Raw genomic sequence first — 26370 nt, 5'->3', positions numbered from 1 at the left:
TGCGCGGCTCAGTGTCTTATGGCTTCGCCCCTTCGGGCACGGGGAGCGGGCGGGGTTTTTCGACTCGGCTCCTGCCTCGGCGAAAAAGGCCGGCCTTCCTGGCCGGCCCCCTTAGGGCCTTTTCCGCCCACTCCCCTCACCTCCATCAAGTCGCGCCAAGGGCCGCCCCCGCCGCCTCTCCCCATCGTGATCGCGGCTTGTTGTAGGAGCGCGCCTGCGCGCGACCGGTTGTCGCGAACACCATCATCGTTTCGATTCCCACCGGTCGCGCGCAAGCACGCTCCTACAGGGATGCGGTGTCGCAAGACGGATCGCCGATGCGACCGGCGCCACCTCACGACTAACCTGGCCTAACTACTGCCGTGTAGGAGCGCGCCTGCGCGCGACCGGTTATCGCGAACACCATCATCGTTTCAATTCCACGGGTCGCTCGCAAGCACGCTCCTACAGGGATGCGGTGTCGCACGATGAATCGCTGATGCGACCGGCGCCACCTCACGACTAACCTGGCGTAACTACTGTCGTGTAGGAGCGTGCCTGCGCGCGACCGGTTATCGCGAACACCATCATCGTTTCGATTCCACCGGTCGCGCGCAAGCACGCTCCTACAGGGATTGTGTGGCGCTGGATGGATATCGAAACGATTGGCGCCAAAGCCGATGCAACGTCATCGTGTTTGCTGGCAAACCGAGGCGCTGGGTTCCTGCGTGCGCAGGAACGACGGGGGCGATTTTTGAGAATATTTCCATACCCAAACGCATGCGCAATTTGGTACGGTGTGCGCGTTGTCTGCTTGTTCGTTGACGGCTCGGCAGACAACCATCGCTCGACGTATCGAGAAAGACGCGGAACGGAGGTGCGCTAACACCTCCGCCCGCTGACCAAACCAACTGAGTTAGGAGTTGATATGGCTGTGCCAAATCTTAAGGCATTCTCACACCCACCGTCTGTCCCGGACGGTCCAGGGACGTCCTAAACGCTCGTCAGGACGCGGCTAACGCCCGCGTTCGTCCTGATTCCTCACGGTTTCTGGCTCTGCCGTCGCACCCGGCGCGTAGCGCCCTGCCTGTGAGAAAACCGGACAAAACGCGGGAATCGTGAGATCTCGTCGCCCGAGTCGATGAGGGGCACGGCCCTTGGCGTGCCCCGCTCGGAAGGCGGCGCTTTAGGGAAAACCAACGAGATGAGTGATCCGAAAAACGATGGCGTCCTCGGCGAGGGGAGCTTTGGCCTGAATACTGAGGCCAGCATGGATACGTTGATGAATGACGCGACCGCGTGGCAGGCGTATGCCGAGGCGATGCAGTCTGTCCTTACGGAGTACATGGCCGAAACCGAATTGCCGAATCAACGCTGTGTGGCGCGGGCGATGTCCGGCGTCAACGTGCTCTATCGCATGGGTCTGCAATGCACCAGGCAGGCGAACGTGCGGCGTATGTGGGATGAGGTGCGCGCACTGGGAGGCGCGAAATGATCGTGGGGCTGTGGGAAGTGGGTGTGGCGCTGGTGTTGCTGGTGGTGAACCTGCTTGTCTACCTGAGCAGCTATGGCCAGAGGTGTTCGCTGGCGACGGGGGCGCGGATATTTTCGGTGTTGTCGTTTGTGGCGTTTATCGCCGGGTCGTTTGCCGTGGGCGATATGGCGGCGCACGGGTGTCTGCTACCGCGGGAGGTGTGGCCGGGCATGGTGTTTGAAGCGGCCAGTGCGGGATTGGTGGGCGCGTCGTTGGGGGCGGTCTGGCTTTGGGGGATGTCGCGGTAGGAAGCGATGCGCCTGACGACACCGTATCCCTGTAGGAGCGCGCCTTGCGCGCGACCGGATGCATCGAAACGATGATGGTTTTCGCGACAACCGGTCGCGCGCAGGCGCGCTCCTACAACAGCCTGCGATCACGTGGGGAGAGGCGACGGGGGCGCCCCTTGGCGCGAGGTGATGGAGGTGAGTGGAGCGGGCGGAAAAGTTGTAGGAGCGTGCTTGCGCGCGACCGGTGGAATCGAAACGATGATGGTGTTCGTGACAATCGGTCGCGCGCAGGCGCGCTCCTACAACAGCCTGCGATCCCGTTCGGGAGAGGCGGCGGGGGCGGCGCTTGGCGCGACTTGATGGAGGTGAGGGGAGTGGGCGGAAAAGGCCGCGAAGCGGGGCCGGCCAGGAAGGCCGGCCTTTCCTGCCGAGACAGGATGTCGAGTCAGGAAACCCCGCCCGCTCACCGTGCCCGAAGGGGCGCAAGCCATAAGACACTGAGCCGCGCAGCGGCTCCTCCTTTCCCGAGGGACACCGCAGGCCGGAGCGACAAGGGCCGCCCCCGTCGCCTCTAAGCGACCACGCCACAGGCGCCGAGCGCGAGGCCGATAGGCGAGCCCTCCCTACGAAGCGACGCACCACAAGGACCGCTTTACTACGGAGCGACACCATTCCAACCGGTCGCGCGCGAGGCGCGCTCCTACAGGGGGAGGTGGAGGGTGAAGCGGGCGCCGCCCGTGGGGGAGTCGCCTACGTCGACGTGGCCGCCCTGGGAAGTGATGGCGCGGCGGACGATGGCCAGGCCCAGGCCGAAGCCGCCGGTGCTGCGGTCGCGGCTGCGGTCGAGGCGGTGGAAGGGTTCGAAGATGGATTTGCGGTCGGCGGCGGGGATGCCGATGCCGTCGTCGTCGACGCGGATGACCAGGATGCCGCGCTCCATGGTGGCCGTGATGTCGATGTGGCCACGGCCGTAGCGCATGGCGTTGCGGATGAGGTTCATGAGGGCGCGGGCCGTGAGCTTCGGATCGAACTGTGCCACCGCATCCGCTGGAAACACCGATACGTGGCAATGGATGTCGCGCAATTCCATTTCCAGCGCGAGGCTGCCGGTTACGCTGTCGATGAACTCGGTGACGTTGACCTTGCAGCGCTCCGGCTCGCGACCCGGCTGGCCCAGTGCGCCGTAGGAAAGCAGTTCGCTTACGAGCTGGTCGAGCTCACCGATGTCTTCCGACATCATGTCGATATAGCGGCGTCGCTCGTCCTCATCATCACTTGATTTCAGCAGGGCCAGCGCAAAGCCGAAGCGCGCGATGGGTGTGCGCAGCTCATGCGATATTGCATTGATCATTTCGCTCTGCGTGGATACCAGGGTCTGGATACGCGAGGCCATGCTGTCGAATTTAGTAGCCAGCGGCGCCACGCTGGAACGCGCCGGTAGGCCCGAGCGCACGTGCAGCTCGCCGTCACCGAAGCGCTGGGCTGCCTCGCGAAGGATTTCCAGGTCGCGCCAATGTGATCTCAGCCACAGGAACAGGCCACCAAGCATCACGGCCGCCACCATCGACCATGCCAGTACACGGAACACCGCACTTGAGCCTGGCGACTGCATCTGCCGCGTATGCAGTAGCTGATGCGATGGCGGGATGGCGAGCAGGATGTCGTCCGGCCCCATATCAACGGCATAACCCAGGTCGAGCTGCCGCCCCTGCGTTTCCGTCAATGGAATCCGCGACCTGTCCACCAGTTCAAACCGGACCATCGCCAGCGCCGGCTGCACGTCATCCAGGGTCTGCTGTCGTTTCGCGTTGTCCTGACCGGCCAGCATGTCGCGGAGCACGTACATGGTGGAGCGCAGATCTTCCGCATCCGAGGGACTCAGGCGCACCACCAGCAGATATTGCATGGCCGGCACCACCACGACGGCCGCCATGGCAAGTCCCAGGATGAGAAAAAGATAGAGCTTGTAGAACGTACGCAACATGGCTGTCTACTCGTCCCACGCATACGGATTGAACAGGTATCCCCTGCCCCACACCGTCTTGAACTTCTGCGGCTCCTGCGCCATGTCGTCGAACTTGCGACGCAACCGTGACACCCCCGCATCGATGGTGCGATCCAGCCCGTCGAACTCGATGCCGCGCAACTGCTTCATCAACTCGTCGCGACTCAACACGCGACCTGGCGCGTGCGCGAATGCCAGGAGCAGGTTGTACTCGGTGGTTTTCAGGTCCACCGAATCGCCCTTCCAGGCGACGTCGCGTGACAGCTCATCGATGCGCAGGTTGCCATACGTCAGTACGTTATCGCGCGATGCTTCCGGGGTGCGCTCAGCCGCCGTCGTCCGGCGCATCACCGCCCGAATCCTCGCCAGTAGCAAGCGCGGCTCCACGGGCTTCAGCACGTAATCGTCCGCACCCAGTTCAAGCCCGGAGATCTGGTCCATCGTATCGACACGTGCCGTAAGCATCACGATGGGCGTGTCGCTCAACTGCCGCAGACGGCGACAGACCTCCACACCATCCATGCCGGGAAGCATCAGGTCAAGCACCACCACGTCGGGTGCGATGTCGTTGAATGCCGCCACGGCGATATCACCCCGCGGGCAGATGCGAACGTCGAAAGCGTAGCGGCCGAGGAACTCCGATACGAGCGCGGCGAGGCGCTGGTCGTCCTCGATGAGAAGTAGTCTATGCATGGCGTCACGAACCGGATTCGTCGGCAACATAGCACTGGCCCCGGCGCCCCACCATCGATTACGCCGGCGAAATTGTGTTTATTTGTAACCGGCATCTACACATAAGCACAATTGCCCCGCAAAGACCCCACAGTCTTTCCGCCGCAGGGTACCTACGCTCCTGTCCTGTTCCCATTCCCAGGTCCGGAGTACCCCCCGTGAAATCGATCCGCCCCCTGTATCTCGCCCTTGCCCTGCCCTTGCTGGCTCCCTGCGCGCATGCCCAGGACAGCAGCGGCGACACGCCCCCGCCGGCCTACGTCGGCCTGGGTGCCGCTTATGTGCCGCGCTATGCCGGCAGCAAGGACTACCGCGTTTCCCCGCTGCTGGATGCCTCCTTCACCTTCCGCAATGGCTTCTTCATCGATGGCATGCAGGGCGTCGGGTTTCGCTTCCGCCTTACCGACCAGTTCTTCATCACCACGTCGGCCGGCATGGACGCGGGCCGCAAGGACCAGGACGACGTGGCGCGCCCCGGCTCGGACTTCCTCAAGGGCATGGGTGATATCAAGCCGTCCGTGCTCGCCAATGTGGGCATGGGCCTGAAGCTTGGCCAGCGTGCCGACATCGGTCTCGTCGCCAGCAAGGCCGTGAACCATGCTGATTACGGCATGAGCTACCACCTCACCGGCCATGTGTTGGCCTGGAGCGGCGAGAACGACAGCATCGATCTCAATGCCGCCCTCCACTACGGCAACGCCGACTACAACCAGACCTACTTCGGCGTCACGGATAAGCAGGCCGCCAACACGCATTTCCAGCGCTTTACGCCCGGCGCGGGCCTGCACGCGGCCACGGCCGGCGTGACCTGGACGCACCGCTTCGGCGAACACTGGATGACCTGCTTCACGGCCGAAGGCACCCGCTACCTCAAGGACGTCGGCGACAGCCCCATCGTGCAGAAGAAGATGGGCTATCTCGCAGGCGCATCCGTCGATTACCGCTTTTGAGGGAGGAACACACCATGTACGTGACCTTTGTACGAGTGTTGCACTACCTCTCGCTGCTCGGCCTGATCCTCTTCGCCGGATGCGCCGCCGATCCCAGCTGGCGCGGCCACGATCCGGACCATGGTCGCGATCGCGGCGAGTCGAAAGGCCTGTCCTGTGCCAGTTACGAGAATGCCTATCGTCGATGCGAGGTGGATGGACGCCTGCTGAAGGTGCGCCTGCGCGAGCGCCTGTCGGTATCCGAGTGCGAATACGGACGCAGCTGGGGCTGGAGCCGTCACTCCGTATGGGTAGACAAAGGCTGCCGCGCTGATTTCGACATCCTCGTGGACGACTGAGGCCGCGTCCTTACCGCCTGGACGGCGATCCTTTATCCTGCCGCCATGCGGCCGAGGCCGCCCGACCCATGACGGAGCAGGCGTGCGGCACGGTGACACCCCCCGACGGATTCCTCGTAACGCGACCTTCGCCTCGGCGCTGCGGTTGTGGATCGTCATGCTCGTGGTCGCAGGTGTCGTGGGCGCGGCCTGCCTGCTGTGTGGCGGTGGCGAGATCCGGGCCACGGAGGCATGGACGGCCCTGTGGACCGATACCGGAACACCGGCCCGGACCATCGTCCACGAACTGAGGCTGCCAAGGACGGTAGCGGCGTTTGGCGTCGGTGGCCTGCTGGCCATGGCCGGTTGCCTGATGCAGGTGCTGGTGCGTAATCCACTGGCTGATCCTTACACGCTGGGCCTGTCCGGTGGCGCCGCCGTAGGTGCCCTCGGGGCGATGCTCGCCGGACTGGGCAGCGTGTTCGTGGCGATGGGTGCGGGCATCGGCGCGCTCATCACCTGTATCGCCGTGTTCGTGCTCGCGCATCGCGATCTGTTGTCGCGGCAGACATCAGGACAACGCGACGACACCACCGACCTCATCCTCATCGGCGTGGTACTGGCCGCCGGCTCCGGCGCCATCGTGAGCATGATGCTGGTCCTCGCTCCCGACCGTGATCTTCGCGGCATGCTGTTCTGGATGATGGGTGACCTGAGCGGCGTGGCCTGGTGGGGGATTCCCGCGATCTGCCTGCTCGCCTGCCTGTTTGTCGTGGTGCCGTTGGGGCGTCAGTTGAACCTGCTCACGCGCGGCGAAGATTCCGCCGGCGCGCTGGGCGTGAAACCGGGAGCGGTGAAAGCGGCGATCTTTGCGCTGTCATCCATCGCCACGGCCATTGCCGTCACGACGGCAGGCACCATCGGCTTCGTCGGACTGGTGGTACCGCATGCCTTGCGCCGGCTCGTCGGCAACGACCAGCGCGTGCTCATCCCGGCCAGTGCCATCGGCGGCGGCACGCTCGTCGTGGTGGCCGATACGTTGTCACGCAGCATCGTGGCGCCCATCCAGCTTCCCGTAGGCGCCGTGATGGCCGTCATCGGCGTGCCCGCCTTTCTGATGCTGCTGGTGAGGCGGCGATGAAAACCTTGCTGGCGACGCAAGAGCTGCACCTTCGCATGCAGGAGCGAGTGCTGGTGCATTCGCTCGATCTGAACGTGCGTGCCGGTGAGGTATGGGCCGTGATCGGGCCGAACGGTGCCGGCAAGTCCACCCTGCTGCGGACATTGGCCGGCCTGCGCGATGTGGACGGCGGCGAGGTAAGCCTTGATGGAAAGCCTCTATCCCGTTATTCCCCGAAGACACTTGCCAGGCGACGTGGATTCCTTCCGCAAGCCGTCACGGATGCCTTCAGCCTTACGGTGCGGGATGCGGTGGCCTCGGCCCGCTATCCGCACTTGTCGTTCTGGCACTGGGGCGACGAGGATGATGAACCGACCCGTGAAGCACTGGCCACGTTTGAACTCGACGCACTGGCGGATCGCGATATCACCACGCTCTCCGGCGGCGAACGGCAGCGCGTGAATATCGCGGCCATCTTTGCGCAGGATGTGGATGTATTACTGCTCGACGAACCGCTTTCGTCGCTGGACCTGCACCAGCAGATGAGGGTACTGCAGGAACTTGAGCGCACGGCCGTACGCGACGAGCGCGCCGTGATCTACAGCGTGCACGACATCAACCTCGCCATCCGGCATGCAACGCATGCCATCCTGCTCGATGGAAACGGCACGGCCCTGGCCGGGCCGATGCTCGATGTCGTCACCGGTGACAACCTCAGCGCCGCATTCCGGCATCCCATCCACGGCGTGGACATCGACGGAGAACGCTTTTTCCGTGCCGGTCGCCTGACGAATCCGAAACCATGATGCGAAAGCTATTCCTTCTCGCGCTGCTGTCCACCGGCGCTGCCCAGGCATCCGTCAGTGTCACCGATGATGCGGGCCATGTCGTGACACTACAGGCACCTGCCAGACGTATTGTCAGCCTGGCTCCAAACATCACGGATGCATTGTTTGCGGCCGGCGCCGGTGATCACATCGTGGGCACATCGCGATTCAGCGACCATCCGGAAGCTGCCAAGGCCATTCCTGTTGTCGGGGATGCCACGATGCTCGACCTGGAGCGCATCGTCAGCTTGAAGCCCGACATCATCATGGTTTGGAAGAGCGGCACATCGACAGCCCAGATAGAGAAACTGTCCCACCTTGGCATTCCGTTGTTCTACGTGGAAACCACACGCCTTTCGGGAATCGCTCCCACTGTCCGGCGGCTAGGCGCGCTCACCGGCACCAGCGAGACGGCGAATCGCAATGCGACGCGCCTCGATGCAGCACTGGGGTCGCTCCGGGCCACCTATGCCGGACGTCGACGGCTCAGCGTGTTTTTCCAGATATGGGACAAGCCGCTGATGACCATCGGCCATACGCAGATCATCGACGACGCCATCAACCTGTGCGGTGCATCGAACATCTTCGCGGACCTGCCCCAGGCAGCCCCGACAATAACCAGGGAGGCCGTGTTTTCCCGTAACCCGGATGTCATCATCACCACAGGCGACGACAAAGACAGTCTCGCCAACTGGAAGAAAAGCCCTTCGCTGAATGCGGCAAGGAATGGCCAGGTTTTCGCTATTGACGCCCCGACGCTGTCGCTTCCTTCGCCATCGATCCTTGAAGGAGTCGAGGCCTTGTGTCGTCGGCTGGACAAAGCAAGGTAGCGCCCCACGGGGCCCCATTGCCCTCTTGCGGCGCGGGCCACCACTGGCGAATATATCCGTGCATTGACGCATCATCCATGGATGATTCAGGGGAAACACTCGTGACGAGTCTCAAGGAGATGGCCGAGGCCATGCAGGCTATCGGCAAACTCATCATCGGCATCGCTTCCGCGATCGGTGTGCTTATCGTATTTGCGTACTGTTACTTCTACGCCCATTTCTTCCCATCCGGCGTCCAGATAGGCGACACGCTGCTTTTCCTCTTTGCGGCACTGGCTTTCGGGCTCATCTATATTTTCTGGCTTCTGGTAGGGAGTGCCGTTTGCCTGGGTATAAACCTGGTCTACAAGGGCCTGAAGGCCAGAAGAACATGGCCGGGCGTCAAGGATGAAAACCTCGGCCTCGGCCTGCTTCTCCTGCTGCCCTCACTCACCATCCTCGGCTTGACGTTATACATCGCCTGGGCGGTCCTGGATGCATTCGAGTGGTTCAAGCTTCTGGCAGCTCTCATGATGGGCGGCCTGGGTATTGTCCTCGGCATCGATTGCATCGCCTATCCCAACCGGTCGACGCCCGCGCATACGAAGCGCAGCCGTAGGGTGGGAGCCATACTCATTGCCCTGGGCATCCTGTTTCCAATGCTCATATCGACCTGGCTGGTCGGCCGGATGGAGCTGGCCACGTTCCGGGACATGGGTATCTATGCGGACAATGTCCGGATCATCGCCACGCCGGAAGAATTTCGCGTCATCAAGGCTGCGGCCGCCAAGATCGATGCGCCCATCTTCAGTTGCAGCGTCGAAGGCACGCAGGACTTCGCCGTGGACGGCATGCGGGTATGGTGGCATGGTCCCGGCGATCGCTCACTGATTGCCATCCCCGGTGACAAGGCAGGCGCCCCGGATAAAGCGCGAATCGAAGTGCGTCGTGAAGGCATCCGGATCGTTCGCGAGAGCAAATCAGGGGAAATCAGTCACTGCGTTAACCTGGATACCCAGATACTTTTCGAAGGGGGGCGATCGGAGCTTACCCCTCAAGGCACCGCGATCATCAGCCAGCTTGGGACGGAACAAAAAGCCAGGATGAAATCTGCGGGCCTTGCGATCAGCAACATCGTTGTGACCGGTCACGCCGACAGACGCATTCCTCAGGAAGCCGGCCTCACCAACCAGAAGCTTTCAGAGGATCGCGCCCGGGCGGTAGCCGATGAACTCGCCAAGAGCCTTGGCCTGGGTAAAGACGACAAGCGCATTAGCTCAGCGGGTAAAGGCTCACTTTCCGCATCGGCGACCTGCCCGGCCACGATGACAGGCAAGGCACTGGACGAGTGCATGGCGCCGGATCGGCGCGTGGATATCAAGATATTCATGAATAACGCCGACCGGAGAGACGGATAGGTGCCGTCACCTCGCGCACCTTCATGACATCGGCGGCACAGGGATTCATGGATGCGCATCCGGCACAGGCAGGAGGAATACGCCTGCGGTATCGGATCGCCCATTGCGTCGCACATAATCTTCCATGGGTATGTCGGCGGGATCGTCCGCATCGCCACCCAGATACCGGTGCAACATGGCCGCCATGACATGGAAGGTGGTCTCCCGGCCCAGGGGAAGATCATCCGCATGGCCTGCCGCAGGGTCGACCAGCAGGCTGACCGGGTGACCCCGCAGGCGCAACTTCGCCACATAGCCCAGCACACCGCGCAACGCTACGCGCTGATCGTTACCTCCGGCCACGATCAGCACGGGGCGCATCATCCGGTCTGTATTGGATAGCGGAGACTGCGCATGGAGGTGTGCCATGGTCGATGTATTCGATGGGTCCAGCGACACCGCCGACATCCAGTCTTCATAAGGCAGTTTCGACGACAGCACGTTCGCTTCGCGCGAGCGCCGCACCCATTCGATATCCCACGCAAAGTCGGTGGGCGGGACGATGGCGATGCCTGCGCGGAACATATCGCCCTGCCAGGTAAGGCCGAGCAGCGCCGAGTAGCCACCAAAGGATGCACCTGCGATAGCGATCCTGTCGCGGTCACCGACATCCTGGGCAAGCAATGCCTGCACGCCTTCGACAATATCCTTCTGCACGCGACCGTTACCGAAATCGCCATGCGGGGCCAGCATATAGTTCGTTCCGTAGCCCACCGAGCCACGGTAGTTCGGCTCGAATACCGCGTAGCCACGGTTGGCAAGAAAGGCCGCCACGCCGGAACCGAAATCATCCGGCGCTACGCTGGCCCATGGACCGCCATGAACGAGAACCACCATGGGCAGGTTCCTTGCGTCACGCCCCGGCGGCACACGGACGAAACCGTGCAGGCGCATGCCGTCGGACGCCGTCCATTCGAAAGGAAGCTGGCTGGCGAGTGCATCGGAGGGCAGCCAGCGTCCGGCCACATCATCGCGGGCGCGTAGTGGTAACTCTTCGAGCACGGGCAGCAGATAGTTGCTGGCGGTATCCAGCAAGTAATATCGCCGCCCCTGCATATCACCGCCCTGCTCCACGATCAGCCAGTGCGAACGCCCCGCATCGATGGCAAGGGCCCGACCGGGGAGCCGGTGCTCCAGATCTGCGAGGCGTTGCCTCGCCCTGTCGTCGAGGCCCCCGATCATGGCCACGGGCCCACGAAAACTCAGAAGCCATGGCAGACCGGATGCAGGATCTGCACTTATGACGGCGATATCCGCAAGTCGACCGGGATCGCCTGCGATGACGTCCCTCTCACCATTTTTCATCCGGTACAGCCGTGTGGGCGAGTCGTTTTCATCCGCAACAAAAAACAGGTCGCCGCTGCTGTCCAGCAAGGGCCATAGCTCGCAGCGGCGCATGACCTGACATCGCATGACATCGCTACGGGCGCCGGATGCATCGATCCGCGTCGTCACAAGCGACTTCCCGCGCAGGTGCTGGACATACGCGAGCACGCCGGTACCGGCAAAGGCATAGCCTTCGATCCGGTCGGTATCGGTATCCAACACGTCCACCCGGCCATCGATGCCAACCCGTGACAGCCGCCATGCAACGGGCCGGCCCATGGCATCCGGCAGCCGCTCGCGAACCACGATGGATGTGGGTGTAGAGGGATCGATATCGATGAATTCCCGCTTTTGAGGGCCGCCCAGTTCAATCACCACCCGTGCACCGCGCTCGCGGCCTGCGGCCAGTGCAAAGACCTTGCCCGGCGATACCAGCAGCAGCCATTCCCCATTGCGGGTCCACGCCAGGCGGCGAGCATCGCTGCGCGCGAGCAAGGGATGTTCGGCACCACTGGTCGTATCCATCAACCAGACCACTTTGTCACTTCCCTTCGAGCGAAGGAATGCCACGCGGCCGCCGTCGGGTGAGATAGCCGCTTGCTCGATGGCGGTACGCTGTAGAAAACCGGTGCGTGGCAGGTGAGGCGCCACGGGACGGGCCGCCTCTATCTTCAACCGCGTTGCGAAATCCATAGCCTGAAGGGTGTTGCAAAAGACGAGCGCGGCCAGCGCCCCGAGCCATGGCCGGAACGATTTCATGAAACCTCCGGATCGGAGTCAGGCGTGGTGAGGAAGATGCTCCAGGCGAGGTACCCGCTCGGCAGCCGGCAGAATGAGCCACAAGCTTGCGACGGCCGGCAGGCCGATCAGCCCACAGGCCAGCGTCCATGTCAGCCGTGCGGGAGTCGACAGCTCGCGCCGCCGGGCCAGCCATGCGCCCCACAGGAGGCTGATTCCCATGAGCGCCCATGCCAGTGTGCGAATGGGCGCGGGGACGGGTGGCGTATCGTGACTGTCCATGTCATCGACCGGCGCGAGGAACCCCACCGCCCACGGGCGCAACGCGTGGATGACCGGCGAAGGCCACCACGCGCGATAACGGTAGATCGCCGGATAGTCCTCACCCAGTGCACGGGTGGCAACAGGAGTCACCATGCCCTGGTCGTTGACGCGAAGGACGGTCAGGTAAGGCGGCACGCCCACCATGTCATAGGCCTGGGCGGCGAAAGTGAAAGAGACCAGATAGCCGTCAACCAGTTCCACCAGCCCGATGGCGGAAAGATCGCCCGCATGACCGGGAATGGCGACTCGCTGCCGCGGATGCATCGCATGATCGCCATCGGCCAGGTAGCGACCGTCGTAGAGATAGACCGCCCGATCACTCAAAACGGCAACGCTGCCACCGATCGGCGTCATGCGCACGATACGTTCGCCGGAGGGAAGCGTCAGCAAAGGCAGGATACGTTTTACCGCCGCCACGTATCGATAGAGCGTCGGTCCCGCCGCCAGGATGACATCGCCCCTGGACAATCCGGGCAGATCGCCCAGAGGTGTGGCAAGGGCCGGAAAGGCCGCATTGTCCTCGCCTGCACCGAGGATGCCGGCCGGAAGCCCGGTCGCCATATCGACCCCTTGGTAACGCATATGCCGGTGGCTGAACGTCCATTGGATACGCGCATCGTGATCCTCGAACGCCATGGGTGCGCTGTTGCTCATCTCATTGCGTAGCGCAGGCGCACCCGCCGGTCGCTCGATGACGTGGACTTCCGAAAGCGCCACCTGCTCGCGCCATAACGGTGCATCGGGCAGCGACACATCTTCAAGGCCCGCGAGCATGCGATCACGCGGGCTCATGCGCATGGCCTCGGTAAAGCCACCCTTCGGCGGCGTCACCATGTTGCCAGGATGCGTACCTGACATGATCCAGCCCATTTCGGCAATGAAACCGCCCAGCAGGATCAGCACGTAGATACCTGCCTGTACCGGAATCGCGACCAGGACCAGGGCAGACAGGGAACGTGGCGGTGAACCCAGGTCCGGTCTGAAGGCGAGCATCGCAAGGGCAAAGGTGTAACCGCTGGCGATGAGCTGCAAAAGGATCGCCGCCGGACCGGACGCCTTCGCAACCATGATCCACAGGATCAGCACCAGCCCCGACGCTGCGTACCGTCGGTCGGCAAGCAGGCCGTACACTCCTGCGAAGTAGGCACACATGGCTATCAGGAACGCGGCCAACGGGATCAGTACATGGCGAAGGTCGACGACGCGTGCCGTCCCATAAGCCTGCCATGCAACGGCAAGTAGCAGAGGCAGCATGATCGCCACAAGCAGGCCGAGGCAACCGGCGATGAACAACCCCAGTCCGATGCGCCAGGGTGCCACCGGGCGATGCAGCAGGTTGAGCCACTGGTTGGGACGCCTCCAGGTGCCCATCTGGTGCAGGCCAAGCAACAGGCCGGTAACCACATAACCTGCTGCAAAGACGCGGCGCACATTGACCGGCTGCTGGCCGAGATCGGTAAGACGATTCAGGAACGCCAGCGCGAGCAGGTGCGCCAGTGCATACAGCAGTACCCAGAGGCGATAGCGGAGCCATTCGGCGCGGATGATGTCAGGCATCGTTTCGGTCCTCGCGTCAGGCCGCACGCGGCACGGCGTGGTGTTTGGCGAGAAAGCCGTTCACCGCGCGATCCAGGCTGACGGGCAGGTGATGGATATCACGAGCCCCACAGGCGTGCAGGAATCCTGCGAAGCCTTCCCCCTGGTCCAGCACAAGGTAGTGATACAGGCCGTCGATGCGTTGCACTTCGAGCAGGCCGGGAACGAGACGGGCATCCGGGCCACGGAAGGGAATGTCGGCAACCCAGTGCATCACGCGTGCACGGAAATCATCCGGTGGCGACATGTTCCTCAGCGCACCACGCTCCATGATGATGAGGTTGTCTGCGACCCGTTCGATCTCTTCCATCTGGTGCGAGCAGTAGACCACCGTACAATCGCGCGTGGCGTTCGAATAAAGCAGGGTTTCCAGGAAGGCCCGCTTGGCGACCACGTCGAGGCCCAGGGTCGGCTCGTCGAAGACCAGCAGTTCAGGCTGTTGCGCCAGCGTCAGCGCCAGGTTGAAACCGGCACGTTCGCCGCGCGAGAGTTGCGACACCTTTTGCGTGCGCACCACGTTGTAATGGCCGATCGTCTCGTCGAAGGTCTCCTGGTGCCAGTGACGATACTGGCGACGTTGCATCGCCGTCACCGCATCCACGCTCATCCATCCCGGAAGCGTGTGTTCTTCGTTGACGAAACCGATGCGCTCGCGATCATGCGGCGTGAGTGAACGACAGTCGCGACCCAGGATGAAGGCCTCTCCCGAGCTGGCCGGGAGAAAGCCCAGCAGGATGCGGAACAGCGTGGACTTGCCGGCGCCGTTCGCGCCGACGATGGCATGGATACTACCGCGCCCGATCTCCAGATCGAGATTGTCAATCGCCATCTTGCCCGCATAGCGCTTGCACAGCCCGATGGTGCGGATCACCGGATCGTCGTTCATATCCCCTCCCCTGCGGCGCTCAGGCCGTCTTCCTGCCCAGGATCGCCAATGCCTTGTCGAGCCGCGCCATCGCACGTTCTGGCGGGTAATCCAGTGCGATCACCTCATGCACGAAGGACTGGATGGCCTCGTCCATGCGCCGGTCGCGCTCGGCCGAACTCAGGCGCTGACGCGGTTCGGCGACGTAGAACCCCAGCCCCTGGCGCGATTCGAGCCAGCCTTCGGCCGTCAGCTCGGCATAGGCCTTGGCGACGGTGTTCGGGTTGATCGTCAATTGCTGTGCCAGGCCGCGCACGCTGGGCAGTTGTGCGCCCGGACGCAGGTCGCCGGTAGCGATGCGCATGCGCACGGCATCGATGATCTGCCGGCCGATAGGGCGCGGATCGCCAGTGGTGATCTGGATGGGAAGTGCCTGGGTACGGGCCATGATGGTGAACCATGTGTACTAGTGCGAGTAGTACACTACAGGCGGGCCGCCGGGTTCAATAGGCCGGAAGGCAGGTGATGGTTGCGCGGGGCGTGCTGCGTGAAGCGGACCGCGGGGTTGATCGCCGACGCGATCGGCTCCCGCACCTTCGGTAGCTGTCCCGATTACGTTGTAGGAGCGCGCCTTGCGCGCGACCGGGTTTTGGCGATGAACCGGTCGCGCGCAAGGCGCGCTCCTACAGGGGTTATTTTGTCTTTTCGGGCAGGCGGTAGCGCTGCTTGCTGTAGGCCCAGCTGGGCCACAGGGCGTGCGCCAGCACGAGCTTTTCAAGCTGCGGGTCCACCGGCTGCGGCTCCAGTTTCTCGCCATCGACCAGGTAGTGGTATTGCGTGGCCGGCTGGTTGGGGCGCAACACCACGAGGGTGTCGTCCTTCAGGTAACCGTAGTTGTCGCCGTACTGCATGATGGCGCGATCCGGATAACGCTTAGTCAGGTCTGCACCCAGCATCGGGTGCTCGCTGCTGATGCCGATCAGCGAGAGCAGGGTCGGTGCAAGGTCGATCTGGCTGACGATGTGGTCATCCTTCTTTACCGGCACGCCGGCGCCGAGGATCAGCGCGGGAATGTGGAAGTGACGCACCGGCACGAGGCTGGCACCGAACACGCGCGCATCGTGGTCGGCCACGATCAGGAACACGGTGTGGTTCCAGTACGGCGACTGCTTGGCGCGCTCGAAGAAACGGCCGATGGACCAGTCCGCGTAGCGCACGGCGTTCGCGTTGCTTGCCGGCTCGCCTTCGGCCTTGATGCGACCTGCCGGGTATTCCCACGGCGTGTGATTGGAGACCGAGAAGGCCACGGTGAGTGTGGGCTTTTCGCCATCGTCGAGCAGGCGCTGGTGCAACTCGTTGAACATGTCTTCGTCGGACGCACCCCACGAGCCAACGAACGAAGGCTTCGTTTCGAAGTTGGCGCTATCGACCACTTCGTTGAAGCCGTTGCCGAAGAAGAACGAGCGCATGTTGTCGAAGTGCGCTTCGCCGCCGTAGAGGAAGCGGGTGTGATAACCGAAGGTGTCGAGCAGGGCACCCAGCGTGAAGAAGTCGCGCTGGCTGCGGGGCAGCTTCAGCACTGCCTCGGCCGGCGTGGGCATGAAGCCCGTGGTCACCGCTTCGAGGCCGCGTGCGGAACGCGTGCCGGTAGCGTAGGTGCGGGTGAGCCACCAGCCTTCGTTGGAAAGCTTGTCCAGTTCGGGCGTGTAGCCGTCGCCGCCCAGGCTGCCCACGAACTGCGCACCGAGGCTTTCTTCCAGGATGATCACGAGGTTCAGCGGCTTGTCGCCCTGGCGCGTGGCCTCCTGCTTGTGCAGGCTCGGATACTGCGGGTCGAGCGGCGGGCCATCGAGACCGGCGGCCTGGCGCACGATGGATTGCATCTCGGCGTCGTCCATTCGTCCGTACACGGCCGAAGCCGAGCGCTCGTTGCCTAGTGCAATCGCCGCGTTCAGCACGTTGTACAGCGAGTTCAACGGCAGCGTGTTCACCATGGCATCGTTGGTGAAGGCCACCTGCGACGCATTGAGCGGACGATGCTGCAAGGTGCCGCGTGCGGCGAGGAAGAGCACCGCGAAGCCGATCACCGTCGCCACCGGACGCACCCAGCCACGCACCGGCCGGCGGTCGGGCTTGCGGGTGGGCAGCAGGCGGAAACCGATCCAGGCAATCAGTACCAGGGCGATCAGGCCCGCGCCCACCGACAGCTTGTAGCCGTGCCAGAGCATGGCCGCGACTTCATGCGGGCTGGTGAGGTATTCGAAGTACAGACGGTTGGGGCGCGTGTCGTATTCGACGATGAACTGCGGCGTGGAGACTTCCAGCAGCGCGAACAGCACCCACCACACGCGATACCACCATGCGGTGATGCGGGTGGGCCACTGGCGGTGGCCGAGCCAGGGGGAAAGCAGGGCGGGCAGCGCCACGACCATCGCGATCAGCGACAGGTCGATGCGCCAGCCGCCGGACAGCACGGGCCACAGGCCGCCCGAGTCATGAACGCGCTGCCACTGCCAGAAAGACAGTCCCAGGCGGGACAGTGTCAGGAAGACGAGGGTGGCGACAATGAATCGCCATGTAAGCTTGCGCACTTGGGTGGGTCCGGCTGGGTACGGCGGGCTTGCCGTACGGTGATGTCACGGGTTGTGACAATATAACGCTTCCACGATTGACTTACGGCAGCCTTTCGGCCGCCGCATGAGGACGACGATGTTCAGACTGGCCCAGGCCAAGCCGATCGCCACGGGACATGTGCGCGAGGTTTACCAGCACCCTGACGACCCCGACCTGCTGATCAAGGTCATCTCCACGGCCTCCATCAAGGAGCGCTGGGACAACGGCCCGTGGATACGCCGGCTGGGCCGCGCAGGTCCGTACAAGGACTTCGTGCGCGAGTTTCGCGAATACGTCACCAGCATCTACAAGGGCGACTATGCCACTTCGCCGGTGGCCCGGGTGGTCGGCATCGAGATGACCGACATCGGGCTGGGGCAGATCGTGGAGAAGGTGCGCTCGCCCGACGGGTCCCTGGCGCCTACCCTGCATGCCTGGGTCCAGGCGGAAGGGTTTACCGATCGCACGCAGGCCGCGCTGGAGGAGTTCTACGCCCGGCTGTTGTCGCATGATGTCATCGCGGCGGACCTGCATGCCTGGAACGTGGTGTATGGCGAGGATTCGCGTGGTGGTGCGCGGCTGGTGATGATCGACGGGTTCGGGGAGAAGAACCTGATTCCGCATTGCTCGATGAGCCGCTCGCATAATGCGTCGCGCACGAAGAAGAAGTACGAGCGGATGCTGAAACGGACGAAGACCGAAGCGCCGAAGTAAGCGCCGCTTACGGCCGCCGCCCTACCTGACCATTTCGGGCGGGGCTGTAGTTACCTTCCCTACCCGTCGTTCCTGTGAAAACAGGAACCCAGCGCCCCGGTTTACCAGCAGGGCGAGGGCGCTGCATCGGCTCTGGCGTAGGGGGCTTCATCGCGACAACCGACTGCACCGCGCTGGGTTCCAGCTTTCGCTGGAACGACGGCTTCGGGTGGGGTCGTCGCCCCTCGGCTTCGAGTTGGGTCGTCGTCACCCCCGCCCGTCGGCTTCGGGTGGGTTCACCGCCACCTCCCTACCCGTCGTTCCTGTGAAAACAGGAACCCAGCGCCCCGGTTTACCAGCATGGTGAGGGCGCTGCATCGGCTCTGGCGTAGGGGGCTTCATCGCGACAACCGACTGCATCGCGCTAGGTTCCAGCTTTCGCTGGAACGACGGCTTCGGGTGGGGTCGTCGTCCCTCCGCCCATCGGCTTCGGGTTGGGTCGTCACCTTCGCCCGTCGGCTTCGGGTGGGATTACAGCCACCTCCCTACTCGTCGTTCCTGTGAAAACAGGAACCCAGCGCCTCGGTTCACCAGCACAGCGAGGGCGCTGCATCGGCTCTGGCGTAGGGGGCTTCATCGCGACAACCGACTGCACCGCGCTGGGTTCCAGCTTTCGCTGGAACGACGGCTTCGGGTTGGGTCGTCGTCACCCCCGCCCGTCGGCTTCGGGTGGGTTCACCGCCACCTCCCTACCCGTCGTTCCTGTGAAAACAGGAACCCAGCGCCTCGGTTCACCAGCACAGCGAGGGCGCTGCATCGGCTCTGGCGTAGGGGGCTTCATCGCGACAACCGACTGCACCGCGCTGGGTTCCAGCTTTCACTGGAACGACGGCTTCGGGTGGGGTCGTCGTCCCTCCGCCCGTCGGCTTCGGGTTGGGTCGTCACCTTCGCCCGTCGGCTTCGGGTGGGATTACAGCCACCTCCCTACTCGTCGTTCCTGTGAAAACAGGAACCCAGCGCCTCGGTTTACCAGCACAACGAAGGCGCTGCATCGGCTCTGGCGTAGGGGGCTTCATCGCGACAACCGACTGCACCGCGCTGGGTTCCAGCTTCCGCTGGAACGACGGCTTCGGGGGCGGGTACCGTAACTTCACCTACCATCGTTCCTACAAAAACAGGAACGACAGTAGGTTGCAGGTTACGGGGTTGGGGGAATGCGGGTTTCCATCGACGACGCGCAGCCGGGAATCCACGCATCGGCCGGTACCAGCGAGAAGCTCATGCGGTTGGCCGCGCCGATATGGCGGGTTTTCTCGCGGATCGCGCAACGGTCGATCGCCTCGTCGTTGACCAGCAGCCAGCGATGCACGGGATCGGCGGCCTGCCACTGACGAGCGTCCTGCAACTGATACACCGCATCGCGCGAGAAGCCGAATTCAGCCACCGGGCGACGGGCCTGCAGGAGGTTTTCCTCGCGCCAGGACACCAGGCCAAGCTGGCCATCCGGACCGATCACCTCGTCGGCTGTCGTCATGAGGCCACGGGTCGACTGGTTGGCATCGAGCAACGGATAGCTGCCCAGCGGCCAGACGATCCAGGCCAGCGCAATGCCACCCAGCAACGCGGCCACGCCGCGTTTCGGACGAAACACCAGGGCCGATACCAGGAAGGCGACACCGACGGCCACGACGCAGAGCCACAGCGCCTCGCCATGACCGGGCAGCTCGTAACCTTCAGCGAAGCGCTGGGCAATCTTCGGCGCGGTCTTCCATGCCCACAGGCCCGCACCACCGAACACCACCGCGCAGGCCATCGTCACCCAGAATGAAACCTTCGGCAGCCAGCGCGTCTTCAGCAGCTCGCCCACATAAGGCGCCATCGCCAGTGCCACCATCGGCAACGCAGGCAGCAGGTAGATCTCGCGCTTGCCACGAGGGATCGAAAAGAACACCAGTACCAGCAGGAACCACACCAGCGGCATCCACACGCGCGGCTCGCGCAGTCGCCATGCTTCGCGCCAGCGCGGCACGATGAGCGCAGCCAGCAGCCAGGTGGGAATCCACGTGCGCAGGATCACCAGCAGGAAGAACCAGGGTTTTTCCTCGTGCGCCCACGAATTGGCGTAGCGCTCGGCGGTCTGCCGGAACAGGATGTCGTGCACGTAGGCCAGGTATTCCGGCGTGCGCATGCCGTAGGCTGTGACCAGCATCGGTGCCAGCCATAGCGAGATGGCGAGCAGGAAGGCCAGCGCACCACCCGCCCAGCGCCAGCCGTCGCCGCGGGTGAGCGTCACGCCCGGCCAGCGGCGCATGCGCATCGCCACATAAGGCAGCAGCATCAGCAGGGCGATGACACCCACGCCCTTGGTGATCACGCCCAGGCCGGCCGCGAAGCAGCCCAGCCAGTACATGCGCCAGTCCGGGCCCTTCAGGCAGTGCAGCAGGATGCCGGCATTGCCCAGGGTGATCCAGAACAGGTTCAGGGGATCGATCTGCGCGTGGCGGATCACCCCGACGAACTGCATCGTCATGAGGACGATGGCCGCGGCATACAGGCCGATGCGCGGGGTCCACAGGCGACGGCCCACGTGCCAGACCACCGCCAGGGTGCCCAGGCCCGAGCACAGCGAGGTCAGCAGGAAGGCACCGCGCCAGCCGCCGGTGAGCCACATCCAGAAGGCTTCCGTCCACATGAGCATGGGCGGCTTGTCCGAATACAGCTCCATGCCCCGGTGCGGGAACAGCCACTGGCCCGACTCCAGCATCTGCCGGGCCACCAGGGCAAAACGGGGTTCATCCGGCGGCCACGGGTCGCGCAGGCCGATGCCCGCCGCCAGCACCAGAAGGGCGATGAGCATGAACCAGCCGAACTCGCGGCGAAAGGAACGTTCGTCGTTGGAAAGCATGAAAACCATGGGCCGGACAGGTCGGCAGCCATCCTAACGGACCCGCCTGTCCGCGCCCTTACAAAGACCTTAGGAATTTTCGGCAAATGTGACAGGTAGTTAGCTCTGCCCTGCCCTCGTTGCGACAGTTCACGGCGAAATTTCTTCGCGGCACCATTTCAATTTTCACGAGACCGCACGTCTAGGAGGTTCGCCGGTGCGGAAATCGGCGTCTGTCCCTGCCCGTATGGGCGCCGATTTCCCACCGTGCGACCTTATAGACTCGATACAGCCCCATGAATGCGGTCAGAGCCATGGAACGAACCCCGCCGGCGGGAACACCGGCAAGCGAGACACGTGCCTCCCAGGTGGTGGCGCTGTTCCGCGAGCACAACGCGGCCCTGGTGGGCTTCCTCCGGGCGCGCCTCAATTCGCTCGCCGATGCCCAGGAAGTGGCGCAGGAGGTTTACCTGAAGCTGCTGACGCTGGGGCCGGACACGGCCATCGATTCGCCGCGTGCCTTCCTGTTCCGCTCGGCGGCCAATCTCGCCGTGGACCGCCTGCGCATGCGCAATGTCCGCGCGGCAGCCCCGGTCGATCCTGATCACGACGACTGGCACGTCACCCCCATTCCCGAACAGCACGCCTCGGCCGTGGAGCAATGGCGAGGGCTGCGCGAGGCCCTTGACGAGTTGCCGCCCAAGACCAGCCGGGCTTTCGTGATGCATGTGATCGATGGCCGCGACTTCGCCTCCATTGCCCGCGACATGAACCTCAGCGAGCGCATGGTTCGCTACCACGTAGGCAATGCGCTGGCGCACTGCCGAGAACACCGAGACCGTGCGGAGACCCCACGATGAACACCATGCCGACCGGATACGACCGGCATATCGAACACACCGCCGCGGACTGGTGGGCACGACTGCGTGACCCGGCTCTTCCCGAGCAGGCGTTGTTGCAGTGGAGCGACTGGCTTGAAGCCGATCCGCGCCACGCGCATGCCTTCGATCATGTCGCCGCCCTGGCTGAATCCATGGGCGACATGGCGCCGGCCGAGCGCCAGGCGTTCGTCGATCGTTTCGCTTCTCCACAGCGCCGTGTCATGGCCCCCGCCCGGCGCCCCCGCCTGGCGCTTGGACTCGCTGCCGGCGTGGCCACCGTGGCTCTCGCGGCAGGCGCCCTGGTCCTGGGCCTGCGCGGCACCCACGGCGAGGCAACGACGCAGTACGCCAGCGAACGCGCCGGGCATCGCGATATTTCGCTGCCCGACGGGTCCAGCATCGAGCTGGGCGCCGCCACGTCGCTGACGACCCGCTATGGCAAGAACGAGCGCGCCATCGACATGGACGAGGGCGAGGCGTATTTCCATGTCGCCCACGCGGCGCGGCCGTTCGTGGTCAACGCGGGCCCGCTGCATATCCGCGACCTGGGTACGGCATTCAATGTGCGCCGCACTGGCGACCGGGTGACCGTGACCGTCACGGAAGGCCGTGTACGCATATCGCCGTCCGGCGCCGACGGCGGAGGTCCGGTGGAGCTTGGCGCCGGCCGCCAGGTCTCGTTCGATCCCGAGACCCAGGCCATGCGCTTCCTCAACGTCGATCCGGGTACGGCCACCTCCTGGCGCGACAATCGCCTGGAGTTCGTCAACGAGCCGCTGGCCTCGGTCCTGGCCAACGTCAACCGCTATGCGACCCGGCCTGTGCGTCTGGCCGATCCGGCGCTGGGCAGGCTGACGTTTACCGGCACCGTGCAGGTCGATACCATCGACAGTTGGGTTGCCGCGCTGCCGCGCGTCTTCCCGGTGCGGGTGGATTCGTATGCCGACCGGCTCGAACTTGCCCGTCAGACTTCGACCGCGCGGAGTGCCAGGCCGCGTTAAAACGTTTTGGGGCCGCCACTCTTGCCGTACACGGTTCGCGGGCGCCGGCGCGTATCCACCGGCGCACTCGCGCTATTGATCGCGCTTCCTCCGGCCGTCTTCGCGGACGGTGGCGATCTTCCGCCGCCGGCGACGGCCATGTCGTTCGCCATTGCGCCCCAACCCCTGGCGACGGCCCTGCTTGCCTGGGGCAAACAGTCCAACGTTCAGGTACTCACCTCCTCGGGCTCCATCTCGAACTGGCGCACCGATGGCGCCCAGGGTGTGCTCACCCCGGGCGCCGCGCTTGACGAGCTATTGCGCGGCACGGATCTGGTGCCGGAGTCTTACGATCCGCATACCGTGGTGGTGCGTCAAAAGCAGAAGCCGGGCGACGCCACGCCACCCGAGCCCGACGTGGCTTTCGATCCATCGAGCGTGGTGCCCCTGGCCACCGTGGACGTGCGTGGCCTGATCACCGATGGGGGCTTCAAGGCCGATACCACGCGCTCGGCAACCCGCACGGAGACCTCGCTGGCCGACGTGCCGCAGTCCGTGACCGTGGTGAACCGTGAAGTGATCGCATCGCAGCAGGCCGTGGACCTGGGCGACGTCGCCCGCTATGTCGCTGGTGTGCAGTATGTGGATGGCTACGGCAGTTCCCCGATCTTTCTCATTCGCGGTTTCGACGCGGGCCTCGGCCTCACCGACGGCATGCCCAACGGCGTGGCGCGCACCGAAGACCTGCCGCCGCTGATCGGCATCGAGCGCGTCGAAGTGCTGCGCGGCCCCGAAGCGATCCTGGGCGACACGTCGCAGAACAATAATTTCGGCGGCTCGATCAACGTCGTGATGAAGCGCCCGCAGGCCGATACGGTGCGCAACCTCACCTATTCCGTTGGCGAATACGATGGCGCGCGACTGGGCGTGGATCTGGCCGGCGCCGCGTCAAAAGATGGTGCCTTCACCTATCGCCTGGTCGCGGCGGGCCAGCGGGCCGCGAAGACACCACAGGGTGACGGTGGCGGCCGCAGCAACTATCTCGCGCCATCCTTTGCATGGCAGGGTGAGCACACGCGCGTCATGGCCGGCCTGGAATACGTGAACAACCGCATACCCGGCCCGGAACACACCGTATTGCTCGGCGCAACGCTGTCATCGCGATCACCGGTCCGCGACCTGCCCGACATCCCGGATGACCGGTCCAATTTCCGGACCACGCGGGCCGTGTTCGATGTGGAGCACGATTTCTGGGACGACTGGACCTTCCACAGCCGTGGACAATACGTGCGCCAGCGCAGTGACGGCCGCAGCTGGTCCTACGACTCGGACAACGTCTACGGCCTGCTTGCGCCGGTAACGCGGAGCTTTCGCTACACCGCCAAGTACTGGACCTGGCAGAACGACCTCGCCGCGCGCTTCCAGCACGGCAATGTGACCCATAACGTGCTGATCGGTTTCGACGTGGCGCGAACGCATGCCGGCGACGATTCCGATCGCGGCACCACCGAAGTCCAAACCAACGACAAGGTAAGCAAGGGTGACGCGTTCATTTCTACCCGTCCCCTAGCCATCGATCTGCTGAGCGGCAACACATTCTCCGAAGCCAAGTTCGCCGAAGCCCTGGTGCCCATCAATACCACCGTGCAATCGCTCGGCGGCTCCTGGCAAACCAATTCCGGGCTGTACCTGCAAGACCAGATCTCCATCGGCGAGCGCTGGATCGTACTTGCCGCCTTACGTCGCACCAACTACCGGCTGGATACGAGCTGGACGGACGGCGCACCGCGGCGAGTGAACAAATCGCGCTGGATTCCCAAGCTTGGCCTGGTCTACAAGCTCACCCCCGATGTGTCGCTTTATGCGGACACATCCACCGGGTTTCAGCCCAATCCGCTGCTCGGCAAGGATGGCCAGCCCCTGCCCGTTGCCACCTCACGGCAGGTGGAAGTGGGCGGCAAGTTCGACCTGTTCGACCAGCGGGCGCGACTTACCGCCGCGCTTTATCGCATCCGTGTCGATCACAGCGTCAGCCTGGTTTCGCCGGAACCGCCGTTCTTCGCCACGCCCGGGCCCGGACAGACCAATCATGGGCTGGAAGTGGAATTCACCGGTCGCGTCGCACCCGGTTTCGATGTGCTCGCCAGCCTCACGGAAACCCGCATCCACAACAGCGACGACACGCGCCCCACCGGCGCGCCTCGCCACCAGGCGGCCGTGTGGGCCAGCTATCGCTTCGGCGAGGGAAGCATCCAGCCCTGGGGTGTTGCCGCAGGCATCCTCGCACGCAGCCACAGCCTGGGACGCACCAGCGGTGACGGACAGTATTTCGGTATTCCCGGGCAGGCCAGCGTCGAAACCAATGTGACCCGCTACGGCGAGAACTGGCGAGTTACCCTGGGCGTGAAGAATCTCTTCGCCCGCACGCTGTATGCCGTGAATTTCGACGAGACCTTCGTGCCGATCCGGCAGGGACGTGTCGTGTTGCTCACCGGCAGCTACGACTTCTAGGCCGCTGTACCGGTTGCGCGTGTAAACGCACGCAACGTGACCTCGCAGACCTCGTGACGAAACGTCTCGCGTTCGCCGGATTCGTCGTTTGCCACCGATACCAGCGGAAGCTCGTAGCAGCCGTGGTCTCCGGCGATACCTCCGTGGCGACGCCAGAAGCGATCGTAAGCCGCCATAGTGACGCCGGCCCGCCGGCCAAGCGGATGCGCTTCGGCAGACACGCCGCGAAGCCTGCGAAATCCGTAGTGCCGCGCCAGCGCGCGGACCACCGCGAACAGCAGGTCGCGCGGGCGCAGGCCGCCACTGGCCCGGATGAGGGGAAGCATCGCACTGCGATCCAGGCAGGCCCAGGGACCGCGAAGGGCGCCCAGCAGCACGCCTTCCTCACCGGCGAAGGTGATGGCGCAGGAGGCAATCACCTCCTTGTCTCCGTTGAGCAGGACCAGGCCCAGTTCGCCGCAGCTTTCGTTCTCGGGAGCACGGGCATGCAGATAGGCCATCTCACCACCGCCCAGCGGGAGCGTGGCAAGGCGCACGTCATGCCCCTTCAGCAGGCGACGGCTCAGGCGCTCCGGGAGCTCCTTGGAAATGAAGCGGTAATGCGCATCCACCATGCGGGCGCGGGCGGCCAGATCGAAATCGCGGGAGATATAGTGCGGCTGCCAGCGTTCGTAGAGCCGGGGGTTCAGTTCCGCCGCGGCGCGCATCGTCCGTGAGGAACCCACGAGCTTCAGCCATGCGGCATGCCGTGGCAGTGCGACCAGGCTGTTCAGCAGATACCGCAGCCGCCCCTCGGGCAGCACCTGGCGACGCCGCAGGGCGGCCCGGCGCCTGGCGTGTTCGAGCAAGGCAAGCAAACCACCGTGGCCGGGCTGGCCCGGCCAGCCGAGAGGCAGGTCGGAAAGCGTCTGGGGGGCGTGATGGTGCGCAGTCATGTCCTTATGACGTATCAGGGGCGAAAAAGTGAAACCGGCCCCGGATTTCCCGTAGGAGCGCGCC

21 protein-coding genes are annotated in these 26370 nt (G+C 64.1%); 12 read left to right on the top strand and 9 right to left on the bottom strand.

Annotated features, from left to right (window positions below; genetic code table 11):
• The first annotated feature begins 1141 nt into the window (after window positions 1-1141).
• Together KR767_RS07785 and KR767_RS07780 are read left to right on the top strand one after the other, a co-directional pair.
• Window positions 1142-1474: a hypothetical protein gene (locus tag KR767_RS07785; protein ID WP_250878714.1), complete on the top strand. Its 333-nt coding sequence runs from the start codon at window positions 1142-1144 to the stop codon at window positions 1472-1474.
• Complete coding sequence (locus tag KR767_RS07780; protein ID WP_250878713.1) at window positions 1471-1761, top strand: hypothetical protein; 291 nt, start codon at window positions 1471-1473, stop codon at window positions 1759-1761. The genes KR767_RS07785 and KR767_RS07780 overlap by 4 nt, the downstream gene beginning before the upstream one ends.
• Before the next feature lie 682 nt (window positions 1762-2443).
• Here KR767_RS07780 and KR767_RS07775 read toward each other — a convergent pair.
• Window positions 2444-3727, bottom strand: coding sequence for an ATP-binding protein (locus tag KR767_RS07775; RefSeq protein ID WP_250878712.1), 1284 nt, complete (start codon window positions 3725-3727; stop codon window positions 2444-2446).
• 6 nt (window positions 3728-3733) lie between these two features.
• On the bottom strand, window positions 3734-4441 hold the full coding sequence (locus KR767_RS07770) for a response regulator (protein WP_250878711.1): 708 nt from the start codon (window positions 4439-4441) through the stop codon (window positions 3734-3736).
• Between the two features lie 197 nt (window positions 4442-4638).
• Between KR767_RS07770 and KR767_RS07765 the strand changes: the two genes are divergently transcribed.
• The 6 genes from KR767_RS07765 to KR767_RS07740 all read left to right on the top strand — a co-directional run bounded on the left by KR767_RS07765 (window position 4639) and on the right by KR767_RS07740 (window position 9921).
• Window positions 4639-5430, top strand: a complete 792-nt coding sequence (locus KR767_RS07765) for a MipA/OmpV family protein (RefSeq protein WP_250878710.1) — start codon at window positions 4639-4641, stop codon at window positions 5428-5430.
• A gap of 14 nt (window positions 5431-5444) precedes the next feature.
• Window positions 5445-5768 (top strand): DUF3011 domain-containing protein, encoded by a 324-nt coding sequence (locus tag KR767_RS07760; RefSeq protein ID WP_250878709.1) that lies wholly within the window; start codon window positions 5445-5447, stop codon window positions 5766-5768.
• Between the two features lie 157 nt (window positions 5769-5925).
• A complete protein-coding gene (locus KR767_RS07755; RefSeq protein WP_250878708.1) occupies window positions 5926-6888 on the top strand; it encodes a FecCD family ABC transporter permease in 963 nt (320 codons plus the stop codon).
• Window positions 6885-7673, top strand: coding sequence for an ABC transporter ATP-binding protein (locus KR767_RS07750; RefSeq protein WP_250878707.1), 789 nt, complete (start codon window positions 6885-6887; stop codon window positions 7671-7673). The genes KR767_RS07755 and KR767_RS07750 overlap by 4 nt, the downstream gene beginning before the upstream one ends.
• A complete protein-coding gene (locus tag KR767_RS07745) occupies window positions 7670-8524 on the top strand; it encodes a cobalamin-binding protein (protein WP_250878706.1) in 855 nt (284 codons plus the stop codon). The genes KR767_RS07750 and KR767_RS07745 overlap by 4 nt, the downstream gene beginning before the upstream one ends.
• A gap of 101 nt (window positions 8525-8625) precedes the next feature.
• Window positions 8626-9921: an OmpA family protein gene (locus KR767_RS07740; RefSeq protein ID WP_250878705.1), complete on the top strand. Its 1296-nt coding sequence runs from the start codon at window positions 8626-8628 to the stop codon at window positions 9919-9921.
• Between the two features lie 45 nt (window positions 9922-9966).
• Here the strand turns inward: KR767_RS07740 and KR767_RS07735 are convergent, their stop codons facing one another.
• From KR767_RS07735 to KR767_RS07715, 5 genes are all read right to left on the bottom strand, one after another.
• On the bottom strand, window positions 9967-12045 hold the full coding sequence (locus KR767_RS07735; RefSeq protein ID WP_250878704.1) for a S9 family peptidase: 2079 nt from the start codon (window positions 12043-12045) through the stop codon (window positions 9967-9969).
• An 18-nt stretch (window positions 12046-12063) separates the two neighbouring features.
• On the bottom strand, window positions 12064-13905 hold the full coding sequence (locus tag KR767_RS07730) for a hypothetical protein (RefSeq protein ID WP_250878703.1): 1842 nt from the start codon (window positions 13903-13905) through the stop codon (window positions 12064-12066).
• Window positions 13906-13921: 16 nt separating this feature from the next.
• On the bottom strand, window positions 13922-14830 hold the full coding sequence (locus tag KR767_RS07725) for an ABC transporter ATP-binding protein (RefSeq protein ID WP_250878702.1): 909 nt from the start codon (window positions 14828-14830) through the stop codon (window positions 13922-13924).
• 19 nt (window positions 14831-14849) lie between these two features.
• The gene (locus KR767_RS07720) at window positions 14850-15257 is read right to left on the bottom strand and encodes a GntR family transcriptional regulator (RefSeq protein ID WP_250878701.1); all 408 of its coding nucleotides are present in this window, start codon (window positions 15255-15257) and stop codon (window positions 14850-14852) included.
• Window positions 15258-15501: 244 nt separating this feature from the next.
• Window positions 15502-17400: an LTA synthase family protein gene (locus KR767_RS07715; RefSeq protein ID WP_250878700.1), complete on the bottom strand. Its 1899-nt coding sequence runs from the start codon at window positions 17398-17400 to the stop codon at window positions 15502-15504.
• A 118-nt stretch (window positions 17401-17518) separates the two neighbouring features.
• Here KR767_RS07715 and KR767_RS07710 point away from each other — a divergent pair, with 118 nt between their 5' ends.
• Window positions 17519-18136 carry a YrbL family protein gene (locus KR767_RS07710; RefSeq protein ID WP_250878699.1) on the top strand — a complete coding sequence of 206 codons (618 nt, stop codon included), beginning with the start codon at window positions 17519-17521 and terminating at the stop codon, window positions 18134-18136.
• A gap of 1177 nt (window positions 18137-19313) precedes the next feature.
• Here the strand turns inward: KR767_RS07710 and KR767_RS07705 are convergent.
• The gene (locus KR767_RS07705; protein WP_250878698.1) at window positions 19314-21020 is read right to left on the bottom strand and encodes an ArnT family glycosyltransferase; all 1707 of its coding nucleotides are present in this window, start codon (window positions 21018-21020) and stop codon (window positions 19314-19316) included.
• 293 nt (window positions 21021-21313) lie between these two features.
• Between KR767_RS07705 and KR767_RS07700 the strand changes: the two genes are divergently transcribed.
• The 3 genes from KR767_RS07700 (at window position 21314) to KR767_RS07690 (ending at window position 25371) form a co-directional block, all read left to right on the top strand.
• Window positions 21314-21859 carry an RNA polymerase sigma factor gene (locus KR767_RS07700; protein ID WP_166945972.1) on the top strand — a complete coding sequence of 182 codons (546 nt, stop codon included), beginning with the start codon at window positions 21314-21316 and terminating at the stop codon, window positions 21857-21859.
• Window positions 21856-22881 carry a FecR family protein gene (locus tag KR767_RS07695; protein ID WP_250878697.1) on the top strand — a complete coding sequence of 342 codons (1026 nt, stop codon included), beginning with the start codon at window positions 21856-21858 and terminating at the stop codon, window positions 22879-22881. Before KR767_RS07700 ends, KR767_RS07695 begins: the two co-directional genes overlap by 4 nt.
• A gap of 138 nt (window positions 22882-23019) precedes the next feature.
• On the top strand, window positions 23020-25371 hold the full coding sequence (locus KR767_RS07690) for a TonB-dependent siderophore receptor (protein ID WP_166945970.1): 2352 nt from the start codon (window positions 23020-23022) through the stop codon (window positions 25369-25371).
• Here KR767_RS07690 and KR767_RS07685 read toward each other — a convergent pair.
• A complete protein-coding gene (locus tag KR767_RS07685) occupies window positions 25368-26306 on the bottom strand; it encodes a DUF535 family protein (protein ID WP_250878696.1) in 939 nt (312 codons plus the stop codon). The two genes, KR767_RS07690 and KR767_RS07685, sit on opposite strands and share 4 nt — an antisense overlap.
• Window positions 26307-26370 lie beyond the last annotated feature (64 nt).

It is taken from the genome of Luteibacter anthropi (assembly GCF_023699965.1).
Taxonomy (GTDB): Bacteria; Pseudomonadota; Gammaproteobacteria; order Xanthomonadales; family Rhodanobacteraceae; genus Luteibacter; species Luteibacter anthropi.
Note: the sequence above shows the minus strand (reverse complement) of the source record. Positions and strands in the feature narration are given on the sequence as shown.

Coding starts and splice junctions, on each gene's coding strand:
- KR767_RS07775 (WP_250878712.1), bottom strand. CDS start 3,727: ATGTTGCGTACGTTCTACAAGCTCTATCTTTTTCTCATCCTGGGACTT.
- KR767_RS07700 (WP_166945972.1), top strand. CDS start 21,314: ATGGAACGAACCCCGCCGGCGGGAACACCGGCAAGCGAGACACGTGCC.
- KR767_RS07705 (WP_250878698.1), bottom strand. CDS start 21,020: ATGCTTTCCAACGACGAACGTTCCTTTCGCCGCGAGTTCGGCTGGTTC.
- KR767_RS07695 (WP_250878697.1), top strand. CDS start 21,856: ATGAACACCATGCCGACCGGATACGACCGGCATATCGAACACACCGCC.
- KR767_RS07725 (WP_250878702.1), bottom strand. CDS start 14,830: ATGAACGACGATCCGGTGATCCGCACCATCGGGCTGTGCAAGCGCTAT.
- KR767_RS07735 (WP_250878704.1), bottom strand. CDS start 12,045: ATGAAATCGTTCCGGCCATGGCTCGGGGCGCTGGCCGCGCTCGTCTTT.
- KR767_RS07770 (WP_250878711.1), bottom strand. CDS start 4,441: ATGCATAGACTACTTCTCATCGAGGACGACCAGCGCCTCGCCGCGCTC.
- KR767_RS07750 (WP_250878707.1), top strand. CDS start 6,885: ATGAAAACCTTGCTGGCGACGCAAGAGCTGCACCTTCGCATGCAGGAG.
- KR767_RS07710 (WP_250878699.1), top strand. CDS start 17,519: ATGTTCAGACTGGCCCAGGCCAAGCCGATCGCCACGGGACATGTGCGC.
- KR767_RS07720 (WP_250878701.1), bottom strand. CDS start 15,257: ATGGCCCGTACCCAGGCACTTCCCATCCAGATCACCACTGGCGATCCG.
- KR767_RS07745 (WP_250878706.1), top strand. CDS start 7,670: ATGATGCGAAAGCTATTCCTTCTCGCGCTGCTGTCCACCGGCGCTGCC.
- KR767_RS07760 (WP_250878709.1), top strand. CDS start 5,445: ATGTACGTGACCTTTGTACGAGTGTTGCACTACCTCTCGCTGCTCGGC.
- KR767_RS07730 (WP_250878703.1), bottom strand. CDS start 13,905: ATGCCTGACATCATCCGCGCCGAATGGCTCCGCTATCGCCTCTGGGTA.
- KR767_RS07780 (WP_250878713.1), top strand. CDS start 1,471: ATGATCGTGGGGCTGTGGGAAGTGGGTGTGGCGCTGGTGTTGCTGGTG.
- KR767_RS07690 (WP_166945970.1), top strand. CDS start 23,020: ATGTCGTTCGCCATTGCGCCCCAACCCCTGGCGACGGCCCTGCTTGCC.
- KR767_RS07685 (WP_250878696.1), bottom strand. CDS start 26,306: ATGACTGCGCACCATCACGCCCCCCAGACGCTTTCCGACCTGCCTCTC.
- KR767_RS07755 (WP_250878708.1), top strand. CDS start 5,926: ATGCTCGTGGTCGCAGGTGTCGTGGGCGCGGCCTGCCTGCTGTGTGGC.